Source organism: Oceanisphaera marina, assembly GCF_014643915.1.
Taxonomy (GTDB): Bacteria; Pseudomonadota; Gammaproteobacteria; order Enterobacterales; family Aeromonadaceae; genus Oceanimonas; species Oceanimonas marina.
In genome coordinates this window covers 60,294-83,613 of sequence record NZ_BMKE01000008.1, presented here as the reverse complement: position 1 = coordinate 83,613, position 23,320 = coordinate 60,294, and the positions used below count along the sequence as shown (strand labels likewise).

Annotated in this window: 23 protein-coding genes; 12 read left to right on the top strand and 11 right to left on the bottom strand. The window is 54.5% G+C overall.

What is annotated here, in order from left to right:
- Nucleotides 1–166: 166 nt before the first annotated feature.
- A complete protein-coding gene (locus IEW52_RS06750; protein ID WP_188629303.1) occupies nucleotides 167–2,392 on the top strand; it encodes a bifunctional diguanylate cyclase/phosphodiesterase in 2,226 nt (741 codons plus the stop codon).
- Nucleotides 2,393–2,435: 43 nt separating this feature from the next.
- Entirely contained in the window at nucleotides 2,436–2,951 is a 516-nt protein-coding gene (gene thpR / locus IEW52_RS06745; protein WP_188629302.1) for an RNA 2',3'-cyclic phosphodiesterase, read from the top strand.
- Here thpR and sfsA read toward each other — a convergent pair.
- Nucleotides 2,918–3,676 carry a DNA/RNA nuclease SfsA gene (sfsA, locus tag IEW52_RS06740; RefSeq protein ID WP_229667829.1) on the bottom strand — a complete coding sequence of 253 codons (759 nt, stop codon included), beginning with the start codon at nucleotides 3,674–3,676 and terminating at the stop codon, nucleotides 2,918–2,920. The two genes, thpR and sfsA, sit on opposite strands and share 34 nt — an antisense overlap.
- 280 nt (nucleotides 3,677–3,956) lie before the next feature.
- On the opposite strand from sfsA, the gene dksA reads away from it, so the two are divergent.
- From dksA to panD, 7 genes are all read left to right on the top strand, one after another.
- Entirely contained in the window at nucleotides 3,957–4,409 is a 453-nt protein-coding gene (gene dksA, locus IEW52_RS06735) for an RNA polymerase-binding protein DksA (protein ID WP_188629301.1), read from the top strand.
- A gap of 8 nt (nucleotides 4,410–4,417) precedes the next feature.
- Nucleotides 4,418–5,341, top strand: coding sequence for a tRNA glutamyl-Q(34) synthetase GluQRS (gene gluQRS, locus IEW52_RS06730; protein WP_188629300.1), 924 nt, complete (start codon nucleotides 4,418–4,420; stop codon nucleotides 5,339–5,341).
- A gap of 73 nt (nucleotides 5,342–5,414) precedes the next feature.
- Complete coding sequence (gene pcnB / locus IEW52_RS06725; RefSeq protein ID WP_229667834.1) at nucleotides 5,415–6,767, top strand: polynucleotide adenylyltransferase PcnB; 1,353 nt, start codon at nucleotides 5,415–5,417, stop codon at nucleotides 6,765–6,767.
- Entirely contained in the window at nucleotides 6,764–7,261 is a 498-nt protein-coding gene (gene folK, locus IEW52_RS06720; RefSeq protein ID WP_188629299.1) for a 2-amino-4-hydroxy-6-hydroxymethyldihydropteridine diphosphokinase, read from the top strand. Before pcnB ends, folK begins: the two co-directional genes overlap by 4 nt.
- Before the next feature lie 3 nt (nucleotides 7,262–7,264).
- Nucleotides 7,265–8,059 (top strand): 3-methyl-2-oxobutanoate hydroxymethyltransferase, encoded by a 795-nt coding sequence (gene panB, locus IEW52_RS06715; RefSeq protein WP_188629298.1) that lies wholly within the window; start codon nucleotides 7,265–7,267, stop codon nucleotides 8,057–8,059.
- Nucleotides 8,060–8,068: 9 nt separating this feature from the next.
- Nucleotides 8,069–8,914 carry a pantoate--beta-alanine ligase gene (gene panC / locus IEW52_RS06710; RefSeq protein ID WP_188629297.1) on the top strand — a complete coding sequence of 282 codons (846 nt, stop codon included), beginning with the start codon at nucleotides 8,069–8,071 and terminating at the stop codon, nucleotides 8,912–8,914.
- A 68-nt stretch (nucleotides 8,915–8,982) separates the two neighbouring features.
- Nucleotides 8,983–9,369 carry an aspartate 1-decarboxylase gene (panD, locus tag IEW52_RS06705; RefSeq protein ID WP_444544014.1) on the top strand — a complete coding sequence of 129 codons (387 nt, stop codon included), beginning with the start codon at nucleotides 8,983–8,985 and terminating at the stop codon, nucleotides 9,367–9,369.
- Between the two features lie 150 nt (nucleotides 9,370–9,519).
- Here panD and IEW52_RS06700 read toward each other — a convergent pair whose 3' ends face one another.
- The 5 genes from IEW52_RS06700 to mpl all read right to left on the bottom strand — a co-directional run bounded on the left by IEW52_RS06700 (nucleotide 9,520) and on the right by mpl (nucleotide 14,002).
- Nucleotides 9,520–10,293, bottom strand: coding sequence for an ABC transporter permease (locus tag IEW52_RS06700; protein ID WP_188629296.1), 774 nt, complete (start codon nucleotides 10,291–10,293; stop codon nucleotides 9,520–9,522).
- The gene (locus IEW52_RS06695; protein ID WP_188629295.1) at nucleotides 10,290–11,213 is read right to left on the bottom strand and encodes an ABC transporter ATP-binding protein; all 924 of its coding nucleotides are present in this window, start codon (nucleotides 11,211–11,213) and stop codon (nucleotides 10,290–10,292) included. The genes IEW52_RS06700 and IEW52_RS06695 overlap by 4 nt, the downstream gene beginning before the upstream one ends.
- Before the next feature lie 93 nt (nucleotides 11,214–11,306).
- Nucleotides 11,307–11,837: a hypoxanthine phosphoribosyltransferase gene (gene hpt / locus IEW52_RS06690; RefSeq protein WP_188629294.1), complete on the bottom strand. Its 531-nt coding sequence runs from the start codon at nucleotides 11,835–11,837 to the stop codon at nucleotides 11,307–11,309.
- Between the two features lie 145 nt (nucleotides 11,838–11,982).
- On the bottom strand, nucleotides 11,983–12,642 hold the full coding sequence (locus tag IEW52_RS06685; RefSeq protein ID WP_188629293.1) for a flavin prenyltransferase UbiX: 660 nt from the start codon (nucleotides 12,640–12,642) through the stop codon (nucleotides 11,983–11,985).
- Nucleotides 12,629–14,002, bottom strand: coding sequence for a UDP-N-acetylmuramate:L-alanyl-gamma-D-glutamyl-meso-diaminopimelate ligase (gene mpl / locus IEW52_RS06680; RefSeq protein WP_188629292.1), 1,374 nt, complete (start codon nucleotides 14,000–14,002; stop codon nucleotides 12,629–12,631). Before mpl ends, IEW52_RS06685 begins: the two co-directional genes overlap by 14 nt.
- A gap of 194 nt (nucleotides 14,003–14,196) precedes the next feature.
- Here mpl and ppa point away from each other — a divergent pair, with 194 nt between their 5' ends.
- The 3 genes from ppa (at nucleotide 14,197) to IEW52_RS06665 (ending at nucleotide 16,536) form a co-directional block, all read left to right on the top strand.
- On the top strand, nucleotides 14,197–14,727 hold the full coding sequence (gene ppa, locus IEW52_RS06675) for an inorganic diphosphatase (protein ID WP_188629291.1): 531 nt from the start codon (nucleotides 14,197–14,199) through the stop codon (nucleotides 14,725–14,727).
- A 225-nt stretch (nucleotides 14,728–14,952) separates the two neighbouring features.
- The gene (locus tag IEW52_RS06670; RefSeq protein ID WP_229667828.1) at nucleotides 14,953–15,498 is read left to right on the top strand and encodes a YtfJ family protein; all 546 of its coding nucleotides are present in this window, start codon (nucleotides 14,953–14,955) and stop codon (nucleotides 15,496–15,498) included.
- Between the two features lie 228 nt (nucleotides 15,499–15,726).
- The gene (locus IEW52_RS06665; protein WP_188629290.1) at nucleotides 15,727–16,536 is read left to right on the top strand and encodes a TIGR03899 family protein; all 810 of its coding nucleotides are present in this window, start codon (nucleotides 15,727–15,729) and stop codon (nucleotides 16,534–16,536) included.
- A 194-nt stretch (nucleotides 16,537–16,730) separates the two neighbouring features.
- Here the strand turns inward: IEW52_RS06665 and cysG are convergent, their stop codons facing one another.
- The 5 genes from cysG to IEW52_RS06640 all read right to left on the bottom strand — a co-directional run bounded on the left by cysG (nucleotide 16,731) and on the right by IEW52_RS06640 (nucleotide 23,064).
- The gene (gene cysG / locus IEW52_RS06660; RefSeq protein WP_188629289.1) at nucleotides 16,731–18,131 is read right to left on the bottom strand and encodes a siroheme synthase CysG; all 1,401 of its coding nucleotides are present in this window, start codon (nucleotides 18,129–18,131) and stop codon (nucleotides 16,731–16,733) included.
- A 240-nt stretch (nucleotides 18,132–18,371) separates the two neighbouring features.
- On the bottom strand, nucleotides 18,372–18,785 hold the full coding sequence (locus tag IEW52_RS06655; RefSeq protein WP_188629288.1) for a CBS domain-containing protein: 414 nt from the start codon (nucleotides 18,783–18,785) through the stop codon (nucleotides 18,372–18,374).
- Between the two features lie 28 nt (nucleotides 18,786–18,813).
- Nucleotides 18,814–19,581, bottom strand: coding sequence for a phosphoadenylyl-sulfate reductase (locus IEW52_RS06650; protein ID WP_188629287.1), 768 nt, complete (start codon nucleotides 19,579–19,581; stop codon nucleotides 18,814–18,816).
- Nucleotides 19,571–21,262, bottom strand: a complete 1,692-nt coding sequence (gene cysI / locus IEW52_RS06645; protein ID WP_188629286.1) for an assimilatory sulfite reductase (NADPH) hemoprotein subunit — start codon at nucleotides 21,260–21,262, stop codon at nucleotides 19,571–19,573. Before cysI ends, IEW52_RS06650 begins: the two co-directional genes overlap by 11 nt.
- Nucleotides 21,262–23,064, bottom strand: a complete 1,803-nt coding sequence (locus IEW52_RS06640) for an assimilatory sulfite reductase (NADPH) flavoprotein subunit (RefSeq protein WP_188629285.1) — start codon at nucleotides 23,062–23,064, stop codon at nucleotides 21,262–21,264. The genes cysI and IEW52_RS06640 overlap by 1 nt, the downstream gene beginning before the upstream one ends.
- Nucleotides 23,065–23,320 lie beyond the last annotated feature (256 nt).

Below are 23,320 nucleotides of genomic sequence, written 5' to 3'. Positions count from 1 at the left end.
CATAAGTCAAGACAACATGATGCTCAGTCTCGGAACACATGTATAGTGGTTTACAAGTAACCGAACGAGGTTTGGTGCGCTGATGTAGGTATTGCTGAGTCGTCTTGCCTGGTGCCACAAAACTTCCAAATTCAAACACTCCTGGCGTGCCAGGTAAGAGAGATGAATGTTTAACTTCAGGCTCAGCAGCCTCTATGCCCTGATGGCGTTTGTGTGCATTTTTGCAGCAGGGGGGTATTACACCCACTTGAGTCTTGTTGCCGAGCGCAAGGAACAGCAACTGCTGATGGAAGAGGTGGTCAGCGTTCAGGCCGCAGCCATAGAGCGGCGCCTGACCCATTCGTTATCATCGACGTATATTCTTGCCCAGGAAGTGCGACGCAGTAACGGCCAGTTCAGGGATTTCGATCATTTTGCCGAAGAAGTCATGCAGACCCTGGGCGGTATTTCCAGTCTTCAGCTTGCCCCCGAAGGCATCACTCAAAAAATCTATCCGCTGGCGGGCAATGAAAAGGGCATAGGCCATAACCTGTTAGTGAGTGATAAACGTAAACAGGAAGCCTGGGAAGCGATCCGCAGCAAGACGCTGACGCTGGCGGGCCCCTTTCTGCTGGTGCAGGGTCGTGTGGGCATGATGGGACGCAACCCGGTGTTTCTTGAAAAAAACGGCGAGCAGCAGTTTTGGGGATTCGCGACGGCACTGATTTACCTGGATGATCTGCTGTCATTTACCGAACTCGATCAGCTCAAACAAAAAGGCTATGCCTTTGAACTGTCGCGTTTACACCCCGACACCGGAGCGGTCGATATTTTTGCACGCTCCAGCAATAACCTGGATGAACTGCAGGCAAGAAAAAAAGTCAGGGTACCCAATGGCGAGTGGACCATAGCGATGAGCCGGCCCACCGACTTTACGTTTCAGATGATTCTGGGCATTACCCTCAGCCTGATCACGGCGATTGTCTTCACGTTACTGATACGCCGTATCTTGCGCGAACCGGAGCGGCTGCGCGGACTGGTTAAAAAACAAACCCTTCAACTGGAGCGGCTGGCATTTACTGATGAACTCACGGGTCTGGCCAACCGGCGCTTTCTGACCGAGCAGCTGGAACAGGCCATTCTGAATATTCGGCGTGAAGGAAAGTACCTGGCCTTGATGTATCTGGATCTGGATGATTTTAAACGCATCAATGACTCCACCGGACACGAAGACGGCGATCGCTTATTGGTTGAAATGGGCCTTCGCCTCAGGGCCACGGTAAGAGGTACCGATATCGTCGGCCGCCTGGGGGGAGATGAGTTTGCGATCATACTGGTGAATATTAAAAGCGCCGAACACGCCCGTATCGTCGCCGATAAAATTATTGCCAATATCAGCAGGCCAGTGCAACTGGCCAATACCGAGGCCATCGTTGGCGTCAGTATTGGTATCACACTGGCACCGGAAGACGGCGCCAGCAGTGGTGAGTTATTGCGCAATGCCGATCTTGCCATGTATGCCGCCAAACGAGCGGGAAAAAATCAGCTTTCTTTTTACAGTATGGCAATGCAGCAGCAGGCGCTGTACTCGATACGAATTGAGGAAGAATTACGCCTGGCGCTGGCGAGATCGGAGTTTGCTCTGGTGTTTCAACCCATCGTTGCCCTTGGCAATGGTCAAACCGTAAAGTTTGAAGCCTTGCTGCGCTGGAATCAGCCGGAGCGAGGAATACAGCATCCGGCCAGCTTTATCGAGATAGCCGAATTGACCGGGCTGATTGTGCCGATTGGATACTGGGTAGTGGACGCAGCCTGCCGTTTTATTCAGCAACAACGGCAGTCGGGACGAGCCGTGAAACCGGTGGCCGTCAATGTGAGTGTCTGTCAATTGCGCGAGGCTGAATTTGCACACAGGGTCGAAGCGCTGTTAACCCGCTGGGGCATTCCGCCCGGTTCACTTGAACTGGAAATTACCGAGTCCATGTTAATGGAGAATGTCAGTCTTGCCATGACCCAGATAGACAGACTGAAGCGGCTGGGGATACGCATCTCGATTGATGACTTTGGCACCGGCTACTCTTCGTTATCGCAATTACGCCAGCTTCAGGTCAACTCATTGAAAATCGACCGTTCATTTGTGATGGACCTGGAAAACAGTCCCGTTGACCGCCAGATGATTGAGGCCATTACCGCCATGGTACGCAAGCTGGATTTGAAAGTGGTTGCCGAGGGCATTGAAACCGAACAACAAATGCAATTTCTCAAACAGATCGGTTGTGATTATGGCCAGGGCTTCCTGTTTGCCAGGCCTCTTTCGCCCGAACAGGCACTGCAATACACCGGCCATGCTGATTTGGCGGTGAGCAGGCAGGCCCCCCATGATGACAGGCTCCGCGTGACAAGCTCCCGTTGACAAGATACAGGACTCAGAATACTCAGAAGGCAGGAGGATAAGGATGGCGAGCGACGATAAACGGCTGTTTCTGGCTTTTCCCGCCGAAGAGTTGGCGATGATGCTTAACCCGCTGCAAGACCGGCTGGCGCTACCGGGTCGGCGTATTCCCAGCCGGCAGTTTCATTTAACCTTGCGCTTTTTAGGCGCACTCGGCCCGCCCCAGTCGACATCGATCATCAAGCAGCTGTCACAGATGCGGCTACCGCACTTTACGCTCGAACTGGATCATCTTGACTGCTTCCCCCGCGCCAAGGTGGTCTGGATAGGGCCAACCCGGGTGCCCGAGCCCCTGAGCCGCCTGCATGACGAGCTGACGTTACGCTGCAGTGCCTTGCGACTGGGCCCGCCGCACAAGGCATTTCGCCCGCACATTACCCTGTTTCGTCACGACTGCGCCGTCAAGCTGCCATCCATCACCGCCATTCACTATCGCCCCACCCGGTTATGCCTGTACAGCTCGATACAAAGCGAGCAGGGGCCTCACTATGAAATACTGGAATCCTGGCCGCTGACGTGAAAAGGCAGTTCTTGTACCAGTTGCATCCCCCGGGGGCTGATATCGGCTCGCCAGGCCAGGCATTCCACGCCGGCGGCCAGCGCATCACGAATCAGGGCGCCATACACAGGATCGAGATGATCGGCCGGGCTGATCCGGGTAATACCGGTGTGCAGCACGCAAAACAGCAACACCGCCCGCTGGCCGTTTTGCACACACTGGATCAGCTCACGCACATGCTTTTGTGCACGCTCGCTCCTGGTGTCGGGAAAATAGCCCTGCCCCTGCTCTTTATCATCTAACAGGGTGACGCTTTTGACTTCCACATAGCAGTCTGGCTCACCGGTTTGGCGCAGTAAAAAATCGATACGGCTGTTTTCGCTGCCATAACGCACCTCGGGCTTTATCTCGCCATATTGAGCCAGTTGCGGAATTTGACGCAAGCTGAGCGCTTCGGCCACCAACTGGTTGGCTCTGGCGGTATTCACGCAAATAACCTCCCCCTGATGATTTTCAACCAGCTCCCAGGTATGGGGATATTTACGTTTGGCATTGTCGGAAACCGAAAAATACACAGTCCAGCCCGGCTCGGCACAACCGGTCATCTTGCCGGTATTGGGGCAATGAAGGGTCAGAGAGGCCTCTGCTGCAGCTCCCTTTGGGATCACATCGGCCAGAAAACGCTTGTAGCGTTTAATCAACCGCCCTTGCTGTAAAGAAGACGAAAACTGCAAAATTACTCCCATGGTCCATAATCTAGAATTCACTATAAGTGATAAACCTTATTGACACCGCTCTTGAAAATCCGGACGCCAACCCCCATATGGTGGAATCATCAAGAAGCTGACGTTCTTTATCAAGGGGATAGCTCACGCCAATCGAGTGGCGAAGAGCAATCAGTACCGAACTTAAAGAACGATTTTTGCAGAAACTGCAATGCAAAATTGCCTTTTTACTACAGTTTCTGCTATAGATAGCCGCTTCTTAACATTGGTTGGCGCAATATTGCTTTTTAGGAGATACGGAATGCCAGCAGTCGAAACCAAAAAATCTCTCGGTATTCTGGCCATTGCCGGTGTTGAGCCCTACCAGGCCAAACCCGACGAAGAATACATGAACGAAGAGCAGAAGACGCACTTTCGTAAAATTCTGGGTGCCTGGCGCAATCAGTTGCGCGAAGAAGTGGATCGCACCATGGGCTACATGAAGGACGAAGCGGCCAACTTCCCCGACCCGGTGGACAGGGCAGCTCAGGAAGAAGAGTTTGCGCTTGAATTACGGGCCCGTGACAGAGAACGCAAACTGATCAAGAAAATCGAAAAAACGCTGCAGAAAATCGAAGAAGACGATTTTGGCTTCTGCGAGCATTGCGGCGTAGAAATCGGTATTCGCCGATTGGAAGCCAGACCTACAGCCGATTTATGCATCGACTGTAAAACACTGGCCGAGATCAAAGAAAAACAGATGGCCGGTTACTAAGTGTTGTTATGAATAACAATGCGCCCAAGCCTTATATTGGGCGCTTTGCTCCTTCGCCCAGCGGCCCCCTGCATTTTGGCTCCCTGATAGCCGCCCTCGGTAGTTATCTACAAGCCAGAAGCCAGCAAGGTTCATGGTTGCTGCGCATCGAAGATTTGGATCCGCCGCGGGAAGTTGCCGGGGCGGCCGATGCCATACTGCACACCCTGGACGCCTTTAGTTTGCACTGGGATGGCCCGGTGGTTTACCAGAGCCAGCGACTGGATGCCTACCAGGCGGTGCTTGATGGCTGGGCTCGTCTTGGCCTTACCTACCATTGCCATTGCACCCGCAAGATGATTGCGGCCAGCGGCGGTTTTTATAACGGTCACTGCCGTCACCTGGCACTGCCTGATAAACAGGCCGCCACCCGACTGGTAATGGAGCGGCCGGTTTATCAGTTTTATGACCGACTGCAGGGAACCATCAGTATTCCCAGCGCGTTGGCCGAAGAAGATTTTATTATTCGTCGACGTGATGGCCTTTACGCCTATAATCTGGCGGTGGTACTCGACGATGCCGCAGCCGGCATTACCGAGGTAGTACGTGGCGCCGATTTACTCGAGCCCACCGGCCGACAGATTGCCTTGTACCGTCTGCTGAAGGCTCCACTACCCCACTGGTTGCACTTGCCATTGGCATCGTATGCAGGGCATAAGTTGTCGAAACAGAACCATGCTCCAGCTCTTGATGTTCATCATCCCGGCAAAGCACTGTGGCAGGCGCTGGACTTTCTTGGCCAGCAACCGCCCACTGACCTGTTGGGGGCCGATGCGCCGGAACTGCTAAGCTGGGCCCTGCTCAATTGGCGCCTGGACAAGATACCCAATAAAACCAATATCGAGCTGAGATGCGTTGATAGTTCGCATTTTCAGCGCTCTGCGCTATTATAGTGCGCCAATTTTTTTAGCTTAAGGCCTTGCGAGGTGTCCTATTTTTTCCCAGATTGCTGGCTTTTGTAGAAAGCTGCTTACCCGACAACAGGAGGCGTTGCCGTTGCAACCCGTGGTGTTAGAGCGCGACCAACATGGTATTTCGCGCCGCCAGATCAGTGAAAACGCCCTGAAAGTATTGTACCGCCTGAACAAGTCCGGCTTTGAAGCCTACCTGGTTGGCGGTGGGGTGCGTGATTTACTGCTGGGTCGCCAACCCAAAGATTTTGATATCGCCACCAGCGCCACCCCAGAGCAGGTCAAGCAGCTGTTCAGCAATAGCCGCTTGGTAGGTCGCCGTTTTCGCCTGGCCCATGTGCTGTTTGGTCGTGATGTGATTGAGGTTGCCACCTTTCGTGGGCACCATCATGAGGTAAACAACAACAAGAACATGTCTTCCCAGTCATCGGAAGGCATGCTGCTGCGCGATAATGTATACGGCACCATAGAAGAAGATGCCGAACGCCGCGACTTCAGCATTAACGCCCTGTATTACAACATTGCCGATTTCAGTGTGGTGGGCTTTGCCAACGGGCTGAAAGATTTGGAAGCACGACGTCTCGACTTGATTGGCGATCCGGAAACCCGCTATCGGGAAGATCCGGTGCGCATGATCCGAGCGGTACGCTTTGCTGCCAAATTGGGCCTGACCATCAGCCCGCGCACCGAGGCACCGATTCGCAGCCTGGCGCCGTTATTATCGGATATTCCGCCGGCCCGTCTGTTTGAAGAAACCCTCAAGCTGCTGCTGGCTGGCCACGGCCTGGAAACCTACCGCAAACTGCGCCACTACGAACTGTTTGCGCCCTTGTTTCCGGAAGCCGCCGAAGTCATGGGCCAGGGCGACAACAGCTATGGTCGTTTTCTTGAACTCGCGCTGATCAATACCGACGAGCGCATTGCCAAGGATATGCGTGTTACGCCGGCCTTCTTGTACGCCGCCCTGTTATGGGGACCAGTTGAAACCCGTACTCAGCAGTTTATGCACGAAGGCGGGCTTAACTATTATGACGCCTTTCTGCTGGCCATGGATGAAGTGCTGGGCCGCCAGGTAAAAAGTGTCGCCATCCCGCGCCGCTTCAGCTCTGTAGTCCGGGATATCTGGATGCTGCAAGAGCGCCTGACCAAGCGCAGTGGCAAGCGGCCACATCGTCTGCTGGAGCACCCCAAGTTTCGGGCCGGTTATGACTTTTTGTTGCTGAGAGCCGAATTGAACCCGCAGCTGAAAGAACTGGCCGAATGGTGGACCGAGTTTCAGCTGGCCAATCCGGTGGATCGCCAACAGCTTTCTCGCGGTGCACAGGCAAGACACAATCAGTTTGGCGACGAACCGCGCAAGCCTCGTAAACGGCCGCGTCGTCGGCCCCGGAAGAAAAAAGAAGTATGAGCCAGGTGTTTGTGGCGCTGGGCGCCAATCTGGGTGAGCCGCTGGCTCACATCAGGGCGGCGCAACGGGCGCTGGCGGAATTAGCCACGCCCGGTAGCCTGCACCACTCCCCCTTGTATCAGAGCCAGCCAATGGGGCCAGCCGACCAGCCGCCCTATATCAATGGGGTGTCCATGTTTGACACCTCACTTGAGCCTCACGCCTTGCTGGATGCATTACAAGCCATAGAACAATCCGAAGGCCGGGTACGCAAGGACGAACGCTGGGGCCCTCGTACTCTGGACCTGGATATACTGCTGTACGGCAACCTGGTAATGGATGACCCGCGTTTAACACTGCCCCATTACGGCATGAAACAGCGGGAGTTTGTGCTGTATCCCCTGGCCGATTTAGCCCCCGACTTGATATTACCCTGTGGCAGTGCGCTCGCTCAGCTGTTAACGCACTGCCCCACTAATGGACTGATCCCTCTGCTCCGGAAGTCAAAGGAATAACTCATGAGTAAAATAACCACAGCCCGCCTGCTCGCCATGAAACAGGATCAGCAGAAAATCGCCATGATCACCGCCTACGATGCCAGCTTTGCCAAGCTGTTCGAACAGGCCGGTGCCCACGCTATTTTAATCGGCGATTCTTTGGGCATGGTACTGCAAGGTGAAAACAGCACCTTGAAAGTGACTGTCGAAGACATGGCTTATCATACCCGCTGTGTGGCCAATGGCTGTGAACAGGCGCTGATTGTCGCCGATTTACCCTTTATGAGTTATAGCAATCCCGAGCAGGCCTGCGCCAATGCCGCCACCCTGATGCGCGCCGGCGCCCACATGGTGAAGCTGGAAGGCGGCGACTGGCTGGCCGATACCGTCACCCAATTAACCCGTCAGGGTATTCCAGTATGTGGTCATCTGGGGCTGACGCCCCAATCGGTGCATGTATTCGGCGGCTTCAAGCTGCAGGGCCGCGCCGTGGAGCAGGCCGAACAAATCAAACGCGATGCCCAGGCTCTGGAAGCAGCCGGAGCCCAGTTATTGGTGCTGGAATGCGTACCCAGTTCGTTGGCCCGGGAAATCAGCCAGATGCTGACCATTCCGGTTATCGGCATTGGTGCTGGCCCCGATACCGACGGCCAGGTACTGGTGATGCAGGATGCCCTGGGGTTAACCACCGGCTATGTGCCCAAGTTCACCAAGAACTTTTTGGCCGAGCACGGTGAGGTTCAGGCCGCCATTGCCGCCTATGTCACCGATGTTGCCGAAGGCCGTTTCCCCGGCTCGGAACACAGCTTTAACTGAGACCAGAACATGCAGCTGATTGATAACACCGAAGCGTTAAGAGCCACCATTAGCCGCTGGCGCCAGCAAGGCGAGCGCATCGGCTTTGTGCCCACCATGGGTAACCTGCACCAGGGGCATGTCACACTGGTGCAGGAAGCGCGTCGCCGTTGCGATCGCGTGGTGGTGAGTATTTTTGTCAACCCCATGCAGTTTGATCGTGCTTCGGATTTGAACGCCTATCCGCGTACCCTGGAACAAGACTGCGCTCATTTGCATGAGCTGGCCGATGCCGTTTTTACCCCCACTCCCGAGTTGATGTATCCCAACGGCCAGCAGCAACAGACTCGCGTTACCGTACCCGGTATTGCCGAGGTACTGGAAGGCGCCCTGCGGCCCGGTCATTTCGACGGGGTCAGCACGGTTGTCTGTAAATTATTCAATCTGGTGCAGCCGGATCTGGCCTGTTTTGGTGAAAAAGACTACCAGCAGCTGGCCCTGATCCGTAAAATGGTGGCAGATTTGAATATGCCGGTTGAAATTCTCGGCGTACCCACGGTGCGAGCCGAGGACGGTCTGGCACTGAGCTCGCGCAATGGCTACCTGAGCACAGCAGAACGCGAACAAGCGCCCGAGCTGGCTGCGACCATGGGCTGGCTGGCCGAGCGCATCGCCGGCGGTGAGCGAGACATGACACTCCTTGCCAGTGAAGGCAGCGCACGCCTGAACAGCCGTGGTTTTACCACGGATGGCATCGACATTGTGGATGCAGACAGCCTGCTGCCATTAACCGGCGAGAGCCGAGCCGCCGTCATTTTAATGGCGGCCTTTCTTGGCAAGGCCAGATTGATAGATAACCGAGTCGTACTTTTATAAGCCCTGCTGGCAGCACAGCCCACCCGGCCCTATGCCCCGAAGGCAGTAATAATGGAGACAAGATAAAGATGGATATGCAACGCATCATGCTCAGAGGCAAGTTACATCAGGCTCGGGTAACCCACGCCGAACTGAATTACGAAGGCTCCTGCGCCATCGACCAAGATCTGCTGGACGCGGTCAACATTCGCGAATATGAGCAAATCGACATTTATAACATCGACAATGGCGAGCGTTTTCATACCTACGCCATTTCCGGCGAGCGTGGCTCCAAGATGATCTCGCTGAACGGCGCCGCTGCCCGTAAAGCCGCCGTGGGTGATCGCATCATTATCTGTGCCTATGCGCCCATGAGCGAGCAGCAGATTGAAAGCTATGATCCCAACCTGGTATATCTGGATGCGGACAACAACATAGTGCGCACCAGCAAGAATATCCCGCTGCAACTGGCATAAACAAAGCCGTAAGCTATTAGCTTTACGCCGTCAGTTAAACAAAAACACCGAGCATATGCTCGGTGTTTTTTTGGTCTGATATTACTGGCTGGTATCCATAAAAATGGCAGCCAGTTGGCTGCCATTTCACAAACACCTTGTTCCGTGTTGTTAAGAGCGCAAGCCGCGCCCGGTGTGGATCAGATACCAGGCAGCAGTATAAAACAGCGCGATAAAGCCGATGATGATGCCATAGGCAACGGTCAGCGGCACATCACTGATGCCCAGAAAACCATAGCGGAACGCATTCACCATATACAACACCGGGTTGATGTGCGAGACACCCTGCCAGAAGTCCGGCAGCAGGCTGATGGAATAAAATACCCCGCCCAGATAGGTCAGCGGTGTGAGTATAAAAGTAGGAATAATACTCACGTCATCGAAGCTGCGCGCAAAGATGGCGTTCAGCAATCCCGCCAGCGAAAACAGCACCGCGGTCAGAAAGACGGTAACCACAACGCTGAACAGATGTTCGATATGCAAGTCGACAAAAAACAGCGAAACCAGGCTCACAATCAGACCCACCAACAGGCCTCGTATCACACCGCCGCCCACGTAACCGGCGATAATCACATAGGTGGGGACCGGCGCCACCAGCAGCTCTTCCACGTTATGCTGAAACTTGCTGCTGAAAAACGACGACGCCACGTTGGAATAGGAATTGGTGATCACCGACATCATGATCAGGCCGGGTACAATAAAGGCCATGTAGGAAAAGCCGTCCATTTCGCCAATTCGACTACCGATCAGGTTGCCAAAAATCACAAAGTACAGCGTCATGGTAATGGCAGGCGGCACCAGGGTTTGTACCCAGATGCGACCAAACCGGACCACTTCTCGATGCAGTATGCTTTTGAAAGCGACGTAGTAGTTTTTACGGCTCATGCAGTTTCTCTCCCCTGTTCTACCAGACTCACAAACAGCTCCTCCAATCTATTGGCCTTGTTGCGCATGCTCAGCACCCGCACTCCCTGCTCGTTGAGTTGTGCAAATATGCCGTTGAGTCCCTGCTCTTTTTTCACTTCCACTTCCAGGGTGTGATCGTCCAGCAACTGCCAGTTAACGCCCGATAAAAAGGGCTCGCGGCCGTCGGCAGCCAGATCCAGAATGAAGGTTTCTACATTCAGTTTGCCAAGCAGACCTTTCATGGTGGTATTTTCTACCAGCCGCCCCTTATCGATAATGCCGATATGGCGGCACAGCAACTCGGCTTCTTCCAGATAGTGGGTGGTCAGTATGATGGTGATGCCCTGCTCGTTAATGTGTTTTAGAAAGTCCCACATGGCGCGGCGAATTTCGATATCCACTCCGGCGGTCGGCTCATCCAGAATCAGCAGCTTGGGCTCGTGCATCAAGGCGCGCGCTATCATGAGGCGACGCTTCATGCCGCCGGACAACGTACGGGAAGGAACATCACGCTTGTCCCACAAATCCAGTTGCTTCAGGTAACGTTCGGCGCGCACTTTCGCTTCTTTGCGTTCAACGCCGTATAAGCCGGCCTGATTCACCACAATTTGTTCGACTTTTTCAAACTGGTTGAAGTTGAATTCTTGCGGCACCAGCCCGATCTGGGTTTTGGCCAGCTCCAGCTCGCTATCCAGATCGTAGCCAAACACCTTGACCTTGCCGGCGGTTTTATTGACCAGCGAAGAAATAATACCGATAGTGGTCGACTTGCCTGCGCCGTTAGGACCCAGCAAGGCATAAAAATCGCCTTTTTCAACGCTCAGGTCGATGCCCTTCAAGGCCTCTACGCCACCGGCATAGGTTTTACGCAAGCCTTCAATTTCCAGTGCTTTGGTCATTAATAGCTCCATAGAATAAAAAGCCCAGGGTCGGTCAACGAGTATCACCTCGTCGCCAATCCCTAGGCTAACAGTACTTATCAGAAGAAAGCGTTAGTCGAGCGGTATCACCTTACCGATATAAGGCAGATTACGATAATGCTGAGCATAATCGATGCCGTAACCCACCACAAACTCGTCGGGAATGGTAAAACCTATCCAGTCTACCGGCACCTCGACTTCCCGTCGCTCAGGTTTATCGAGCAGCGAGCAAATGGTTAATGAAGCAGGTTGGCGCAGCGACAAAATCTCTTTCACCTTGCTCAGGGTGTAGCCGGTATCTATGATGTCTTCGACAATCAATACATGCTTGCCATGAATTTCATCATCCAGATCTTTGAGGATCCGCACATCACGGTTGCTTTCCATGCTGCTGCCATAGCTGGAAGCCGTCATGAAATCGAGCCGCACCGGCAGGGGGATCTGACGACAGAGGTCGGCCATAAAGACACAGGAGCCACGCAGTAATCCAACCATTACCAATTCATCAACCCCCTGGTAATGCGCGGTGATTTGCTCGCCTATGGCCTGGATCCTGGCATTGACCTCTTCAGTGCTGATCAGGACATCCACTCTGTGTTTCATTTTTCGCTCCGTTCGGGGTAATAACACCCGACTGTGATTAAAGCCGTATTCTAGCGGAATTCTGGCTCATGTGCATATCAGGCACCAGACAAGGCGGCCGGTCCAACGCCAAGCCACACTGCCAACGGGGTGCGGCGCTAACGACTTAACCTTGATCGCTTTCGGTTTTATTGTCGGGTTTTCGATACCCCCAGCGCGGCACCAGGCTTTGATCCAGATCCAGATGGTCCAGAATGCGCGCCACCATAAAATCGACCAGATCGGCAATGGTTTTAGGCTGATGATAAAAGCCCGGCGAGGCCGGCATTATGGTCACGCCCAGGTTGGCCAGCTTAAGCATATTCTCCAGGTGCAGCGCCGAATAGGGTGACTCGCGCGGTACGACAATCAGCTGGCCCTTTTCCTTGATCACCACATCGGCGGCGCGCTCAATCAAGTTATCCGAGATGCCCATGGCAATCGAGGCGATGGTGCCCATCGAGCAAGGGCAAATCACCATGCGCCTTGGCGCACCCGAGCCCGAGGCTACCGGTGAAAACCACTCTTCCTTGCCATAGACCTTGAGTTGCTCGGGCCTGGTCTGATAACGCTCGCCCAGCAAGGCGGCCAGTGCCTCGGGCTTTGCAGGCCATTGTTCATCCTGCTCGGCCGCCATCACGACTCGCGCCGCACTGGATACCAGTAAATGCACCTGCAGGCCGGCAGCCAGTAACCGCTCCAGCAACAACAACGCATAAGGCGCGCCGGACGCACCGGACAACGCCAGGGTGATCTGGGCATGGCGAGGATAATCAGTTGTACTCATGATGTTGCTCCAGCGCCTGCAGTAAGCGTTGATGAATACCGCCGAACCCGCCGTTACTCATCACCAGAATGTGGTCGCCCGCTCGTGCCGAGCTCACCAGGTCGGCAATCAGGAGGTCCAATTCACTGAAAATGCGGCCATGAGGGCAGGCATTGGCCACGGCCGCCAGGTCCCAGCTTAAGTCGGAGGGCCGAAACAGATAGGTTTCATCGGCCAGCTGTAACGAGTCTGCCAACGGCTGCTGATGCACACCCATTTTCATGGTATTGGAACGGGGCTCCAGCACGGCCAGCACCCGCCCGGTTCCGCCGGCGTTTATCTGGGCCTTCAACCCCGCCAGTGTCGTGGCAATGGCGGTAGGATGATGAGCAAAATCGTCCCACACCCGAATATTGGCCACCTCGCCTTTCAGCTCCATGCGGCGTTTGGGTGAAACAAACAGACACAAGGATTTGATGGCCTCCGCTACCGGCACCCCTGCATGGCGTGCCGCAGCCAATGCCATCAGGCCGTTGTGTACGTTGTGCAGGCCAATACAGCCCCAGCGAACCTCGCCCACCGGTTTGCCATCGACCAATACGGCAAAATGGCTGCCATCGTCCTGTAAAGGCTGCGCCTGCCACAAACCGTCTTCGCCCAAATGTTCCACCTCGCTCCAGCAGCCCATGGCCAGCACTTCGTCCAGTGCCGGGGTGTGGGTAGGGACCAGAATGCGGCCGTGCCCGGGTACCATACGCAGCAGATGATGAAATTGCCGTTGAATAGCCGCCAAATCGTCGAAGATGTCGGCGTGATCAAACTCAAGATTATTCAAAATCAGCGTGCTGGGCCGGTAATGAACGAACTTGGATCGCTTGTCGAAAAAGGCGCTGTCGTATTCATCGGCTTCAATCACGAAAAATGGCGCCTCGCCCAGCCGCGCCGATACCTCGAAGTTACCGGGCACACCGCCAATCAAGAACCCCGGTGTCAGGCCGCAGTCTTCCAGAATCCAGGCCAGCATGCCCGCCGTGGTGGTCTTGCCGTGCGTACCCGCCACTGCCAGTACCCAGCGATCCTGCAACACATGCTCCAGCAGCCACTGTGGCCCGGAAGTATAAGGAATCCGTTGGTTGAGCACCGCCTCTACACAGGGGTTGCCACGACTCATGGCGTTGCCGATCACCACCAGATCGGGTCTTGGCTCAAGCTGAGCGGGATTATAACCTTCTATCAACCCTATGCCCTGCTGCTCCAGCTGGGTGCTCATCGGCGGATACACATTGGCGTCACTACCGGTCACCGTATAGCCCAGCTGCTTGGCCAACACGGCCAGCCCACCCATAAAAGTGCCGCAAATACCTAGAATATGAATATGCATGAAATCTCTCTGGCTGCTGTATTACCCGCATTCTAACAATCCGCCACCACTTTGGGCACTTGTATGGCGATCTGTACGACAGTAGTTATAATATCGGCCTATAAACCGTTATCCCTTTGTATAACCGATATCGCCCCGCAAGCGTGATAAACTCGGTTATCCATTTCGTTACCGTCAACATTAAAGGAACTCTCATGAGCCTGAAACAGGTACCAGCCGGCAAGAGCCTGCCCGAAGATATTTATGTGGTGATCGAAATTCCACAAAACGCCGATCCCATTAAATACGAAGTAGATAAAGACACAGGCGCGCTGTTTGTCGACCGTTTCATGTCTACGCCCATGTTCTACCCTTGCAACTACGGCTATGTGAACAACACACTGTCGCTGGATGGTGACCCGGTAGATGTGCTGGTGCACACCCCTTACCCGCTGGAAGCCGGCTCCGTGATCCGCTGCCGCCCTGTTGGCGTGCTGAACATGACCGATGAATCTGGCGAAGATGCCAAAATTATTGCGGTACCACACAGCAAGCTGAGCAAAGAATACGAGCATATTCAGGACATCAATGATGTATCTGACATGCTGAAGGCGCAAATCCAGCACTTCTTCGAGCACTACAAAGATCTGGAAGCAGGCAAATGGGTCAAGTTGGCCGGTTGGGGCGACAAAGCCGCCGCCGAAGCCGAGATCCTGAGCTCAGCCGAGCGTTATAACAAAGGCTAAGCATTTAAGCTTAATCTGTATGTAAAAAGCCCCCGATAAATCGGGGGCTTTTTTATTGCTGTGACAGGGAAACAGCACCGTTCACTGATCTTGCATACAGAAGTTTGCCTGCTTGCTCTTGAGGTATGACGTATGGCGCACTACCTTGCTTAACAGAAATATTTTGACAATTCATTAACATCACTTAGGCTGATTGGGTCAACGAGCAGATCAAGGAGTGATTCTATGTCGATGAAAACGGGAATGCTGCTGGCCTGCCTGCCTTTCATGGCTGCTGCCCATAATCTGACGCTGCATCAGGCCCCACCGGCAGTCACAGTGACCAACGCAGGCGAACTGCTCCTTACCCAGGATCAGCTGAGCGCCAGTAACTGGCAGCTGAGTAGCAGTGTGGGCAAGGTACGACTGGTGCAGCACATTGCCGGGCGTAGCAGTGCCAAGGAACTGAATGCTCCGCTTATAGAAGCCATTAAAGCCGCCAAACTGCCTCGCGACCGCTATCAAACCGTGACCATCATCAATGTGGATGACGCCCTGTTTGGCACTTCGGGTTTTGTGCGCAGCAGTGCCGAAGAAAGTAAGCGGGAATTTCCCTGGTCATCTATCGTGGTCGACAATAACGGTGTGGTAGCACAAGGCTGGGAATTAACCGCGAAGAACTCGGCCATTGTTCTGTTGGATAAAGAAGGGGCAGTACTTTTCGCCAAGGAGGGAGCACTAAACAGTGAGCAGATAAACAGTGTCATGATGCTGATAAAAGAGACGCTGTAAACTTAAAGCAGACAAGGCTTATCAGGCCCTTATGTTTTACTGGCGCTTATTCTATGATGGCGATAATAGTAGCTAAAATACCCAGGCTGGAAAGATAGCCCACCAGCAGCAACACTCTGGCCATGCTGGTTTTAGCTTTAAGATTTTGTTGTATGTACATGCGCCGCTCCATTTAAAATTCAGAATCGAATTTTAACATGAAAACAACATGGTTAACAATAGCAACTGATGAAGCCAAAAACCGCAACACTCGATAATAAAATCAAGAATCGCAAGGCGCTCTTGCTGCAGTTGGCCGAACAGCGGGGCATCGCCGGTTTGCTGCATGGCGATACCAAGATCAGCTTTGGGGAACGCTTCATGATCCGCCATCAGCTCGATCAGGCAGCACGGCAAAAAAACCTGGAAACCATTATCGAACTCGCCAGCCAACAAGATGGCGATGAGGTAGGTAACGATCCGGATCCCGACTGGCTGAGCCATTATCTGAAACTGGCGGAAAATATTCGCCATCCCGCCATGCAGCAGTTTTGGGCCAACATTCTCTCGCAAGAAGTACTGAGTCCGGGCCACTGCTCTATTCAGGCCTTGAGCTGTCTGCGCCACATGACTCAGAAAGATGCGCTGCTGCTGCAAAAAGCCAGTGCCCTGGGTTGCCATTTTGGCGACGACAATCTGCGCTTGTTGTGTGGCTATCAGTATAAGACCCTGCTGCAGGGCCAGCGCCAGCAGCGGTTGAATCTGGGGCGTTATCGCCTGCCCTATGCGGGCTTGTTACAGCTTTCTGAATTGGGGTTGTTGCACCTGGCAGAATTGGAGTCCGGTGAGCTGTCGTTGACAGCCCCCTTGACGGTGGTGCTCAGCTCGCAGCCAATGACACTGCAACCTCAGAGAAAAGGCGTTCGCTTGTTGTATTATCGCTTTACCACCATAGGCAACGAACTTGCCGCATTGATTACCGAGAGCACACCCGCCGACTACAGACGCGACCTGCAGGATCTACTGGCGCCCCTTGGGCAATTAAGTCAGAAGACATAGCTTAAATACACAGCTTTAAGCCGTAAGCGATCAGCGACTGACGACACCACGCCAAGCCAAGCAAGATACCGGAGCAAGTCCGGTATGACGATCGTATAAGGCAAGATGTTTACTCAGGTTTGATCTTGGCTGTTTCTGACAGCGCAAAGCTACCCTTCCAGCTTTCCCTTCCAGCTTTCCCTTCCAGCTTTCCCTTACGCGTATTGCTCTTGGGCCGAGTCCTGAGCCACCGGCTGGGGATTGAACCAGGCAAGCGAGTCCGCCAGTGCGGCCACGCCACCTATGACGATCAACGAAGGGCTGACGACCTGCTCGGCCAGCGTGCCAAGTTCATTCAGCGTACCTCTCACTACCCGCTGCAAAGGCGTGGTGCCCCGCTCGATGAGTGCCACCGGCGTGCTGGCCGGCAGGCCGTGCTCGATCAAGCGCTGCTGGATGTGCGCCGAGCGCATCAGGCCCATGTAAATCACCAGGGTCTGACGACTTTGTGCCAGTGACGACCAGTCCGGCTCTTTGCCATCCTGCTTGCTGTGGCCGGTAATGAATACCGCACTCTGGGCGTGGTCGCGATGGGTCAGCGGAATACCGGCATAGGCGGTTGCGCCGGCGGCGGCGGTAATGCCCGGCACCACCTGATAACGAATACCGGCAGCCTTCAGGGTTTGCAACTCTTCGGCACCACGGCCAAACATGAAAGGATCTCCGCCCTTCAGTCGCACCACTCGTTTCCCATCTTGTGCCTGCTTAACCAGCAACTCATTGATTTGATCTTGAGGCACACTGTGATGACCCGCCTTCTTGCCCACCGAAATTCGCTCGGCCTCGGGGCGGATCAGCGACAGTATTTCTGCAGACACCAATTGATCGAACAACACCACATCGGCTTTCTGCAATTCATTAAGCGCCTTGATGGTTAGCAAGTCGGGGTCACCCGGACCGGCGCCCACCAGAATCACTTCGCCGGTCTGAGGCGCCTGTAGCTCCTGCTGCAGCCATAACTCGGCGGCGGCAAGGTTACCCTGCTTCAAAAAAGCATTCAGGGTAGTGTCGTCCTGGGTTCTGGCCCAGAATCGACGCCGGGCTTCGCTGCTGCTCAACGAGCGTTTCACCTTTTGCCGCAGCTTGCCCGCCACCTTGCTTAGCTGACCCCAGTGCTTGGGTAACAGGGCATCCAGTCGGGCACGCAGCAGCCGCGCCAGCCAGGGGGCATCACCGCCGGTGCTAAAAGCCACCTGCAAGGGAAAGCGTTCCACAATAGAGGGAAAGATCACCGCCGAACGCTTGCTGTCATCGGTCTTGTTCACCAACAAGCCACGTAGGTTGGCCGCTTGATAAACCCGCGCATTCACCTCGGTGTTGTCGGTGGCCGCCACCACTAAAAATTGATCGTCCAGATAGTGCTCGTCGAATACATCATTCTGCCAGACAAACTGCGACTGCAGTGCGTGCAGTTCTGGGCATAACTCAGGCGACACCAGGGTCAGCCGTGCGCCACGCGCCAGCAATACGCGCACCTTGCGCGCCGCAACCACACCGCCCCCCACAACCAGGCAAGGGCGGTGTTTGATTTTAATAAACAGGGGCAGGTGTTCCATGGGCGAGTCCACTCATACAGTAAAGTAACACTACTATAAGGGAGCCAATGTAGATCTCAAAAGAATGAAAGATGATTTTTTATTCACTTTAGGAATAAAGGACAAGAATGGGTAAGGGTGACGCTAAGCGCCTGGCTGAGAATCAATGGCCAGCCGACCGCCAGCCAGAGTCATGAAACATACCGGAGAAAAGCCGGTATGTTGAAGCGATACAAAAGCCGTTTTCTGTTACTGAAAGACTTACTGCGGTATTTTAGCAATAAACTGGCGCAACAGATCCTTCCACGACACCAGGCCTTCCAGCCTGCCCTGCTCGACCACAGGCAAACAACCTATGTTGTGCTCCAGCATGATGCGAGCGGCACTTTCCAGTGTGGCGGCACCGGTAATGGTGACCAGATTACGGCTCATCACTTGATGGGCACGTCGTTGCAACGTCTCTCGGTCGCGCTCCACCTCGGCATCGGTTCCTAAATAAGGACTGAGTGCCGCCGTCATGTCCGCATGGCTGATGATGCCACACAGCTGCTCCTGACCATTCAGTACCAACAAATGACGAAACGGCGCCTGAGCAAAAATATCATGCACCAACTGCAACCGATCGTCCTGATGAATGGTGGCAATACGCCGTGTCATTATCTCCTGTACTCGCATGCGCTATCCTTATCAGGAGCCGTAGCGATTAAATACCACTGCCGTCGGCTTCCTGCGATTCATGAAGGCCACACTCGCGCTTCATACCAAAGAAACGGGTGTCGGCCTCAGACATGCCGGGTTCCCACTTGGCCGTCGTTTGCACGTCACCAACCGAGACATAACCCAGCTCCCACAGGGGATGATACGGCAAATCGAACTGCTTGAGATAATAGTGCACGTCTTTGTTGCTCCAGTCGATGATCGGCAGGAACTTGAAGCGGCCGCCTTGCAGGCCAAGCACATCCAGTTTGTCCCGGGTTTCAGACTGGCTGCGACGCAACCCCGAAAACCAGGTACTGGCCTGCAAATCACGCAGCGCCCGCTGCATTGGCTCAACCTTGTTAATCTGGTTATAGCGACTGATGCCCTCGACGCCCTGCTCCCACAACTTGCCATAGCGTGCTTCTTGCCAGGCGGCTGAGCGGCTGGCTTGATACACCTTGAGGTTAAGCCCCAGTCGCTCGGTCAATTCATCGATAAAGCGATAGGTTTCGGGAAACAGATAGCCGGTGTCGGTCAAAATCACCGGAATGTCGGCTTTTTCCTGGGTCACCAGGTGCAGCATGACCGCCGCCTGAATACCAAAACTGGATGACAGCACAGGCTCGCCTGGCAAATTCTCCATTGCCCAACGCACCCTCTCGGGTGCGCTCATGGCGATCAGTTCTTGATTAAGCGGGGCCAGAGCCTCCGCTTGATCTTCGCGCGACAGCGAGTGCAGCTCTTGCAGACTGGGTAGCAAGCTAGACTGCATAAAAATCCCTCGCTGAATCAATAACGGGGGCGATAATACCGGCACGGATCACAAAATCACCAAAGCCTTCACCACTATTGCGCTCGGCGGACCAACGACCAATCAGCTCGTCGAGTTCCTGCATGATTTGTGTGTCGGTAATGTTTTCTTTGTACATGCGCGGAATACGCGTGCCTTCGCGGTTACCGCCCAGGTGCAGGTTATAGCGACCCGGCGCCTTGCCGACCAAACCTATTTCCGCCAGCATGGCGCGACCACAGCCGTTGGGGCAGCCGGTGACCCGGAAGATGATGTTGTCATCGCTGATGTTGTGCTTGGCCAGATACCCTTCCAACTGGGTTACATACTCAGGTAACACCCGCTCCGACTCCGCCATCGCCAGCGGGCAGGTTGGCAGTGCCACACAGGCCATGGAGCTTTTACGCTGCTCGGATGTCGAGTCTTCCAACAAACCGTGTTGACGCGCCAGCTGCTCTATCTGCGCCTTGTCGCTGGCAGAGACACCGGCAATAATCAGGTTCTGGTTGGCCGTTAAACGGAAATCACCCTGATGGATCTTGGCAATTTCACGCATGCCGGTTTTCAGAGGCTTGCCGGGATAGTCCAGAATACGACCGTTTTCGATGAACAGGGTCAGATGCTGTTTACCGTCTATGCCCTCAACCCAACCAAAACGATCGCCACGGCTGGTGAATTCATAAGGACGAGTCTCGGCAAAGGCGATACCGGCACGTTTTTCTACTTCGGCCTTGAAGACCTCTACGCCCACCCGCTCCAGGGTGTATTTGGTTTTGGCGTTCTTACGCTCGACCCGGTTACCCATATCACGCTGGGTGGTCACCACCGCCTCGGCGATGGCAATGGTATGCGACAGCGGAATAAAGCCAAAATCCGTGGCTTTGCGCGGATAAGTGGCGGTATCACCATGGGTCATGGCCAGGCCACCGCCTACCAGCACGTTAAAGCCGATTAACTTGCCGGCTTCGGCAATGGCAATAAAGTTCAAATCGTTGGCGTGCACATCCACATCGTTATGGGGGGGCACTACTACCGTGGTCTTGAATTTACGCGGCAGGTAAGTGGCCCCCAGAATCGGCTCTTCGTCCGGAGTGTCCAGACGTTCACCATCGAGCCAGATTTCCAGATAGGCTCGGGTCTTGGGCAGCAGGTGCTCGGATATTTTCTTCGCCCATTCGTAGGCTTCCTGATGCAACTCAGACTCAACCGGGTTACTGGTACACAGCACATTACGATTCACGTCACCGGCGGTGGCGATAGAGTCGATGCCGGTGCTGTTCAGGGTCTGGTGCATGTGCTTGATGTCGCGCTTGAGCACACCGTGAAACTGGAAGGTCTGACGGGTGGTCAGGCGGATGCTGCCATAGATGCTGCTTTCTTCGGCAAACTTGTCGATTACCAGCCACTGTTCGGGCTTGATGATACCGCCGGGCAAGCGGGCACGCAGCATCACGTTATGCAGCGGCTCCAGCTTTTGGGCGGTACGTTCGTTGCGAATATCGCGGTCATCTTGCTGATACATGCCATGTACGCGGATCAGCTGAAAGTTGTCGCCGGTAAAACCACCGGTCAGTTCATCCTGCAAGTCTTGCTCTATGGTGCCGCGCAGAAAGTTACTTTCGCCCTTCATGCGTTCGTTATCGGACAGCTTTTGCTCGCTCATTAGTATACATCCCTCTGGTAACGCTTGGCTGCGCGCAGCGCATCTACATAGTCTTCAGCCTGTTCGCGGCTCTTGTTGCCGTGCTCGGCCACCAGCTCAATCAGTGCCTGGTGTACGTCTTTGGCCATCTTGTTGGCATCGCCACACACATAGAAATGGGCACCCTGCTCCAGCCAGGCGTACACCTCGCCACCCTGTTCGCGCAACTTGTGCTGCACATAGACCTTTTCTTGCTGGTCACGGCTGAAGGCCAGCGAAATCTTGTTCAGCAAGCCGGATTTCACATAGCGCTGCCACTCCAGCTGATACAGGAAATCCTGAGTGAAATGCGGGTTACCGAAGAACAACCAGTTTTTGCCGCTGGCATCGCGGGCATCCCGCTCTTGCAAGAAGGCGCGGAACGGCGCTATGCCGGTGCCAGGACCCACCATGATCACCGGCGTATCGTCATTGGCTGGCAGGCGGAAGTTGTCGTTATGCTCTACAAACACCCGTACCTTGCCGCCTTCTTCCAGCCGGTCGGCCAGATAGGAAGAGGCGCCGCCGTTACGGGCTTCGCCATCCTGGTCGAAACGCACCACACCCACGGTCAGATGCACTTCTTCTTCCACTTCCGACTGGGCCGAGGCAATGGAATACAAACGCGGCGTCAGGCGGCGCAGGCTGGCTTGCAGCTGCTCGGCAGTCAGCTGCCCTTGCTGTTCGCGCGCAATATCCAGGATTTGGTGATTGGCACAGTATTCACGCAATGCCGCCTTGTCGTCGACCAGAGCGCGCAGTTTGGCGGCATCGGTCAGTTCCGAATAGGCCTGCACAAAGCTGGCGTAACCCTGGGTCAGTTCATAATGATGAATCAAGGCTTCACGAATCGTCAGACTCTGCTCATCAACGATCACTTCGCTGCTGGCATCCACGCCGGTCTGGGCCAACAGGGCATCCACCAGTTGTTCGTCATTGCTGAACCAGACACCCAGGGCATCACCCGGCTGATACGTCAGATCCGAGCCTTCCAGTGAAATTTCGAAGTGGCGTACGTCGCGGTCGGAATCTCGACCGGTGATCGCCTGGTTGGTCAGCAGCTCGGCGGTAAACGGATGCTTCTTGTTATAGAGGCTGGTCGCGCCGTGCGTCAGGGGGACCACAGGCGCCACTTCATTGGCAGCATCGGATTTTAGGGCCTCTTTCACCAGCGCGACGGCTTCTTCACTCCAGTTTTCGCATACCGCGTCGTAGTCAACGTCGGCGTCCAGGCGGCCCAACAGTGGCTTGGCACCGGCCTTGCTCAAGTATTCATCGAAGTCTTTGCCGGTCTGGCAATAGAATTCATAAGAAGAGTCACCCAGGCCAATCACGCCATAATTGAGACCCTCGAGCTTGCCGGCCTTACCGGCTTTCAGCTGTTTATGAAACTCGATGGCATCGTCGGGGGCTTCGCCCTCGCCATTGGTACTGGCAACCAGCAATACATGGGTTTCTTTTTTAAGCTGCTTGACCTTGTAGTCAGCGGCATTGTACAGCGCCACCGCCACACCATTGGCGCTGGCTTTGGCCTGCAATGCCTCGGCAACCCCTTTGGCATTACCGGTTTGCGAAGCATAAATAATGGTCAGCTTACCCGCGGGCTGAGCATTCGCCGCCAAAGCGGGGGCAGCAATGCCACCGGCCTGCTGGCTGATGCCGTAAAAATAACCGCTCACCCAGGCCAGCTGAGTCGCACTTAACTCGGCTGCCACCTGAGTAAGCTTATGGACTTGTTGTTCGTTCAGCGGGCTGGCAGACGCCGCGAGTTCTTTTAACAGCATGACATTCACTTCCACTTTTCCAGATGCATATAGCTTAAGCGAGGTTGAGTGCAACAAGAAAGAATAAGAAAGGATTATTTATGCCTTTAATGAATAAGGCAGCAAGAAAAGCTGTACGTCATACGCTTTACGCGATCCACTATCATTAACAACAGCTATCCTGCTGCGCAGTATTTCGCAGCGGTCGCGGCGGCTACAAAAGACATGTTTTTCTTTAACGGACGGCGTAAAGCGTACCCCAGGTTTTCGGCTGCTT